The sequence below is a fragment of the Streptomyces sp. NPDC057474 genome, from assembly GCF_042802555.1.
Taxonomy (GTDB): Bacteria; Actinomycetota; Actinomycetes; order Streptomycetales; family Streptomycetaceae; genus Streptomyces.
Genome location: NZ_JBHVDX010000113.1, coordinates 24,016 through 30,780, shown reverse-complemented (window position 1 = coordinate 30,780; position 6,765 = coordinate 24,016). Strand labels below are relative to the sequence as shown.

Sequence of the window (6,765 nt, the reverse complement as noted above, 5' to 3'; positions counted from 1 at the left end):
ACCGCAAACCACCAGCCCCGTCACCGCCCAAGCCACGATCCGAAACGGAACACGACTCAAGTGGCGACGGGAGAACTCAAAACCGGCTCACTAGCCGTCGGCGGCGTCCGTGCGCGGCTGTCGGTAGGGCCGCACCGCGCGGCGGGCTATGGCGAAACGGTGCGTCTCCGACGGGCCGTCGTAGATCCGGAACGGCCGCACCTCCCGGAACAGACGGGCCAGCGGGGCGTCGGCGGCCGAGATGCCGAGGGCTCCACAGATCTGCACCGCCCGGTCGACCACCCGGTTCACCGCCTCCGCCACGAAGGTCTTGGACACCGAGGTGAGCTGTGCGGCGGCGGAGCCGGTGTCCAACTCCCAGGCGGTACGCAGGATCAGGGCGCGGCTCGCCTCGATGTCGATCTCGGAGTCGGCCAGCATCTGCTGGACCATGCCGAGGTCGCCCAGCGCCGAGCCGAACGCCATCCGGCTCCCCGCCCGTTCCAGCGCGACGTCCTGGGCGCGGCGGGCCGCTCCCAGCCAGCGCATGCAGTGGGTCATCCGGGCGGGACCGAGCCTGACCTGGGCGCCTTCGAAGCCGCGGTCCACCGCGCCGAGCACCTGCTCCTCCCCCACCACGCACTCCTCGAAGAGGATCTCGCTGTGCCCTGCGAAGAGCGACTCGTCGAGGGTCTCGATGTTCCGGACGATGCTCATGCCGGGGGTGCCGGCGTCGACCAGGAACATGGTGGCACCGCCCGGGTCGCCGGGACTGCCGGAGGTCCGGGCCATGACGATGGCGAAGCCGGCTCCATGGGCGCCGGTGATGAACCACTTGCGCCCGTCGATGCGCCAGCCGCCGGGAACCCGGGTCGCGGTGGTCCGCAGGGATCGGGGATCGGCACCCGCTCCCGGAGCCGGCTCGGTCATGGCGAAGCAGGACCGTGTCTCGCCCGCGGCCAGCGGACGCAGATACCTCCGCTTCTGCTCTTCGGTGGCCACCTTCTCCAGCAGGTGCATGTTGCCCTCGTCCGGGGCCGCGCAGTTCAGCGCGAGCGGTCCGAGCAGCGAGTAACCCGCCGCTTCGAACACCACCGCCTGCCCGCGCAGGTCGAGCCCGTGTCCGCCCCACCGCTTCGGTACGTGCGGAGCGAACACACCCGCGTCACGAGCGGCCTTCTGCAGTGTTTCCCGCACTGCCTCAGGGGCGTCGTGCACGGACCCGCCGCACTCGCGCTCGGCCGGAATGACCACCTCGCGCACGAACTCGGCCGTCGTCGCTGCGAGTTGAGCGACCTCTGAATCGACATCGAACTGGATGGGCACGGGACCTCCCGCCGACGGGCGTACGGGCATCGGCTCCCGTCGCGTCCTAGAAACTGTATAGCGTCTTCAGTATCTTGCCGGGAAGCACCCCGAACGGGAAGCACCCGGAAACGGGAAGTACCCGGCGACGGGAAGACGACAGGAGAAACACCCATGAGCCTCCCCGTAAGCACCGAGCCGGTCCGGATCGTCCGCCACCCCGCCGGAGTCGTCGAGCTGAGGCTGGACGATCCCGGGCGGGGAAACGCCCTGGATCTGAGGACGGCCGAGGCGCTGCGGGACAGGGCCTTGGAGGTGGCCGCGGATCCCGGCGGCGCGGTCCTGCTTCGGGCGACGGGCGGCAGCTTCTGCGTGGGCGGTGACCTGCGCGCCTTCGCCGGGCGCGGCGCGGAGACCGGCGCCTACGTGCATGCCGTGGCGACCGCCGCGCACACCGCGATACAGGTCCTGCACGAACTGCCGGTGCCGGTGGTGACCGCCGTGCGCGGCGCGGCCGCGGGCGGCGGGATCGGTCTCGCCCTCGTGGGGGACGTCGTCCTGGCGTCCCGGTCCGCGCGCTTCCGGCTGGCGTACACGGCGATCGGCCTCACCCCGGACTGCGGGGCGTCATGGTTCCTGCCACGCCTGGTGGGCCCCCGCAGAGCGGCGGACCTCATCCTCACCAATCGGGTTCTGACCGGCGACGACGCCGAACGGTGGGGCCTGGTCTCCCGTTCCGTGGACGACGAGGAACTGGACGACACGGCACACCGGACCGCCGCCGATCTGGCCGTCGGCGCCGGTGACGCGCTGCGCGCCGCGAAGGGTCTGCTGCGCGTCGACTCCGGTGACGAACTGAGCCGCCACCTCGCCGAAGAGGCGCGGTCGATCGCGGCCCTGGCCGACAGCCGGGAGGCGCAGGACCGCATGGCGTCGTTCCTCGCCGCGCGGGGCCGTCCGAAGGCGGGCGACAGCCGGGCCGGGGCCAGGGAATCCGAAAGTGTTTCTTGAGTCCCTCTTCACTAACACCCCCGCCGGGGCGTAACCTCCGGGCAACACAGAACCAAGGAACCGGTCACCACAGAACCGGGGAAAAGGTGTGGCGATGCAATCTGCTGCCGTGGACCTTCCGGACGCACCCGACGAGCCCCTCACCGAGGCCGTCGTCGACCTCGTTCTGCGTGGGATGTGGCGCGGTCGGCCGGAGTCCGAGACCCGTCCGCTGGTCGACGCCGGGCTGGCGATGGTGAAGGGGCCGGTGGTACTGCCGACCGAGCGGGCCAAGGCCGCCGCCGCTCGGATCCTGCGGGTTCCCGCCGGCTCCGAGCAGGAGGAGCGGATCACCGCGGCGTACGAGGCGTTCCTGCCGGTCAACCGGAAGATCCGCGACGTGTGCACGGCATGGCAGTGCCGCCCCGACGGCACCGCCAACGACCACTCCGACGACGTCTACGACGCCGGGGTGCGCGAGTCGCTGGAGGACGTGCACGAGGCCATCCAGCCCGTGCTGCGCCGGCTGGAGCGGGTGCTGGCGGGCAGCGGGCAGTACCTGACGGCCCTGGAGGACGCCCTCGACCGCTTCGACGACGGCGCGCCTGCGTGGCTGGCCTCGCCACTGTGCGACTCGTACCACACCGTGTGGATGCGGCTGCACCAGGAGCTGCTGCTGGTGCTGGGCATCAGCCGGGCCGAGGACGAGGTCCGTGAAGAGGAGCTGGTCTCAAGGAGCCGGGGTTGAGCGTCACCGACCGCGAGGCAGGCCCGCTCGCACAGCCCGGGGCACCCCTCGCGCCCTCCGGGACCCCGGGCCGGCTCCTGGTGCCCTACGGGCAGGGACGGATCCGGGGCCTCGACGCCGACGAACTGGGCGCGCACGGCGCGGCGATGGACCGGCTGGTGGCCCTGGGGCTGCCGGTCGTGCCGGGGCTCACGGTGCCCGCCGGCGCCGCCGCGTCGCTGTGCGAAACCGACACCGCCGAAGCCGCCGTGGACCTGGTCGAACAGCTTTCGGGGCGGCGCATCGGGGACGCGGCCCGGCCGCTGCTGCTGCGCCTGTCGGCGAGCGCCCCGACCGAGATCGCCGGACTGCCGCCCGACCTGGCCTGCCTCGGCGTCGCCCCCGCCCGAGCCGACGACCTGTGCGCGGTCATCGGGCGTGAGGACGCGCTGTACGACGTGTGGGCCGCCACCGTGCGCATGATCGGCGAGTACGCCCTCGACGTGCCCGGTGCGATGCTCGACGACGCCCTCCTGGACGCGCCCGGGCCGCGGGCACGGGTGGAGGTGCTGCTGTCCCTGGTGGCGGAGCACGGCTCCCAGCCCTTCCCCGACGACCCGGCGCAGCAGCTCGCGCTGGCCGCCCGTGCCCTCCTCGGCCGGTGGGACTCGCCGCGTGCGAGACGGTCCCGCCGGGCCCAGCGGCTCCCCGCCGAGCTGGCCGTCGCCCTGCATGTGCAGGCCCTGCGCATCGGCCCGGCGGACCACTCGGGCTACGGCACGGCCGTCAGCCGCGATCCCGAGACCGGACGCCTCTCTCCCCAGGGCTCCTTCTTCCGGGGTGTGCGCCGCAGCGCCCCGCCACCGCACACCGGTGAACCGCTGGATCGACTCACTGGTGGCACCGCGCTCCTTGAGCACTCCTTGCTCACCCTGGAGCGTCATCTGCGCGCGCCGGTGTCGGTCGACTTCGAGGTGCGTGACGACGAGATCTCCCTGCTCGCCGCCTCGGCGCAGCTCCGCCCGCCGCTTCGGGCCTCGGTGTGTCTGGCCGCGGACCTGGCCCGGGACGGGGCGCTGGGCCGCGAGGAGGCCGTACGGCGGATCACTCCCGCGCAGGTGCAGGAACTGCTGCACCCCCAGCTCCGGCTGACCGGCGGGGAGGAGCTCCTGGTGAAGGGGCTGCCCGCGTCGCCGGGGGCGGCGACCGGAGCGGTCGTGCTGTCCAGCGAACGTGCCCTCGAACTGGCGGCTGACGGTACCCAGGTCGTGCTCGTGGCCGCCGAGACGAGCCCGGCGGACGTCCCCGGGATGCTGGCCTCCGCGGCCGTGCTGACCGGCAGCGGCGGCATCGCCTCGCACGCCGCCGTGGTGGCGCGGGGCGCCGGCAAGCCCGCCGTGTGCGGCGCCGAGGGACTGCGCGTGGACCCGGCCACCGGGACGGTCCGCTTCGGGGAGCGGGTGGTGCGCGAGGGTGACCCGGTCTCCCTGGACGGCCGTACCGGCGCCGTCTACGCGGGGACGCTGAGCGTCAGTGTCGCCGGACCGCCGCCCGAACTGTCCACCCTGCTGGAGTGGGCGGACGGCGTGCGCCGGCTGGGTGTGCGGGTCAACGCCGACACGGCCGCCGAGGTGGAGACGGCCCTCGCCCTGGGCGCGGAGGGTGTCGGGCTGTGCCGTACGGAACACCAGTTCCTCGGCGAGCGGCTGCCGCTGATCCGCCGGGTGCTCCTGGCCGCCGACGCGACCGCGCGCGACGAGGCGCTGCCGGCGCTGGAGCACGCCCAGCACGAGGACTTCCGCGCACTGCTGGCCGCCGTGGGGAACCGCCCGGTGACCGTGCGCCTGCTGGACGCCCCGCTGCACGAGTTCCTGCCCGCCCCCGGCGAGGCCCTGGACGCGGCCGAGGAACAGCGGGCCGCCGCGCTGCGCGAGGCGAACCCGATGCTCGGGCTGCGCGGGGTGCGGCTGGCGCTGCTGCACGAGAGGCTCTACCCGGCACAGGCCGAGGCGCTCTTCACCGCCTGGGCCGATGTCGCCGCCACCGGAGTCCGGCCGGAGCTGGAGGTGATGATCCCGCTCGTCAGCCTGCCGGAGGAACTGGCCGCCGCGGCCGCGTACGTGCGTGGTGCCGCCGACGCGGTCGCCGCCCGCACCGGGGTGGAGGTCCCGTACCGGCTCGGCACGATGATCGAGACCCCGCGGGCCGCACTGCTGGCCGGCGAACTCGCCGAGCACGCCGAGTTCTTCTCCTTCGGCACCAACGACCTCACCCAGCTCACCTACGGGTTCTCCCGGGACGACGTCGAGCGCCAGGTGCTCGCCTCGTACCAGGAGCGCGGGTTCCTGACCGCCAGCCCGTTCGCCCGGCTCGACCCGCACGGGGTGGGCGCCCTGGTCCGCCTGGCGGCCGAGCGGGCACGGGTGGTGCGGCCCGGTATCAAGCTGGGCGTGTGCGGTGAGCACGGCGGTGATCCGGAGTCGATCGCGTTCTGCGACGACCTCGGACTCGATTACGTCTCCTGCTCCGCGCACCGCGTGCCGGTGGCCCGGATGGCGGCCGCGCACAGTGCCCTGCGGGAGCGGCGCGACGAAAGCAGAAGCGCACGGCGCGACGAGAGCGGGAGCGCACGATGACGAGCACCGTGACCGACGGCACGTCCCTGTCGGACACCGAGCTGGAGGACCTGCGCGAGACCGTCAGGTCGGTCTGCGCGGACGCCGGCGGCACCGCCGCGGTACGCCGGCTGTCCGAGGAGGCCCCCGGCATCGACGCCGGATTGTGGGACGCCCTCGGCCGACAGGTCGGCCTCGCGGGGCTCGGCCTGCCCGAGTCGGCGGGAGGCATCGGCGGCCTCGCCGAGATCGCCGTGGTCTGCGAGGAGTTGGGCAGGACACTGGCACCGGTACCGCTGCTGTCCTCCACCGTGCTGGCCGGGCAGGTGCTGGCCGGCTGCGGTACGGCCGACAAGGCGCTGGCCGAGCTCGCCGAGGGCACCGTGCATGCCCTGGCGGTGGCCGCACCCGACGGGACGTGGCGGGCGGACGCCGTGCCGGTGGCCGTCTCCTGGCAGGGCAGCGTCCCCATGCTGGACGGCACCGCGCCGTTCGTCCTCGACGGCGCCGACGCCGAGGCACTGGTGGTGGCCGCGGCCGGAAGCGACGGCGTGGACCTCTTCCTGGCCGACCCGCGCGAGCCGGGGGTCACGGTGCGCCGGGTACCCACGCTGGACCTCAGCCGCGGTCAGGCGGTGGTCACCTTCTCCGGTGCCCGGGCCCGGGCGCTGACCGCCGGCGGCGAGGGGGCGGACCTCGTCTCCCGCGCCCTGGACGTGGCCCTGGTGGCGCTGGCCGCCGAGCAACTGGGCGGAGCTCAGGCCGCCTTGGACATGACGGTGGCGCATGTGCGCGACCGTACCCAGTTCGGCAGGGCGATCGGCGGCTTCCAGGCGGTCAAGCACGCCTGCGCCGACATGCTGCTCCAGGTCGAGGCCGCACGGTCGGCCGTGGTGCGCGCGGTCAGGGCTGACGGCTCGCCGCAGGCGCTGGCCGAGGCGGCGGCGGTGGCACAGGCGTGGTGCGGCGAGGCGTTCGTCTCCGTCGCCGCCGAGTGCGTGCAGCTCCACGGCGGGATGGGCTTCACCTGGGAGCACGACGCGCACCTGTACTTCCGGCGCGCCCAGTCGGACGCGGTGCTGCTGGGCGGCGTCGCACACCATCGGGAACGGCTGGCCGGGCTGCTGGGCTGGTGACGTGGAAGGCGGT

At 73.7% G+C, this 6,765-nt stretch carries 5 protein-coding genes; 4 read left to right on the top strand and 1 reads right to left on the bottom strand.

Annotated features, from left to right (window positions below; all coding sequences use genetic code 11):
• Positions 1-90: 90 nt before the first annotated feature.
• A complete protein-coding gene (locus ACFU53_RS27770; protein WP_383997926.1) occupies positions 91-1,305 on the bottom strand; it encodes an acyl-CoA dehydrogenase family protein in 1,215 nt (404 codons plus the stop codon).
• Between the two features lie 153 nt (positions 1,306-1,458).
• Between ACFU53_RS27770 and ACFU53_RS27765 the strand changes: the two genes are divergently transcribed.
• From ACFU53_RS27765 to ACFU53_RS27750, 4 genes are all read left to right on the top strand, one after another.
• The gene (locus tag ACFU53_RS27765; protein WP_383997923.1) at positions 1,459-2,295 is read left to right on the top strand and encodes an enoyl-CoA hydratase/isomerase family protein; all 837 of its coding nucleotides are present in this window, start codon (positions 1,459-1,461) and stop codon (positions 2,293-2,295) included.
• Between the two features lie 94 nt (positions 2,296-2,389).
• Positions 2,390-3,022: a hypothetical protein gene (locus tag ACFU53_RS27760; RefSeq protein ID WP_383997921.1), complete on the top strand. Its 633-nt coding sequence runs from the start codon at positions 2,390-2,392 to the stop codon at positions 3,020-3,022.
• On the top strand, positions 3,019-5,637 hold the full coding sequence (locus tag ACFU53_RS27755; RefSeq protein ID WP_383997918.1) for a putative PEP-binding protein: 2,619 nt from the start codon (positions 3,019-3,021) through the stop codon (positions 5,635-5,637). The genes ACFU53_RS27760 and ACFU53_RS27755 overlap by 4 nt, the downstream gene beginning before the upstream one ends.
• On the top strand, positions 5,634-6,752 hold the full coding sequence (locus ACFU53_RS27750; protein ID WP_383997916.1) for an acyl-CoA dehydrogenase family protein: 1,119 nt from the start codon (positions 5,634-5,636) through the stop codon (positions 6,750-6,752). Before ACFU53_RS27755 ends, ACFU53_RS27750 begins: the two co-directional genes overlap by 4 nt.
• Positions 6,753-6,765 lie beyond the last annotated feature (13 nt).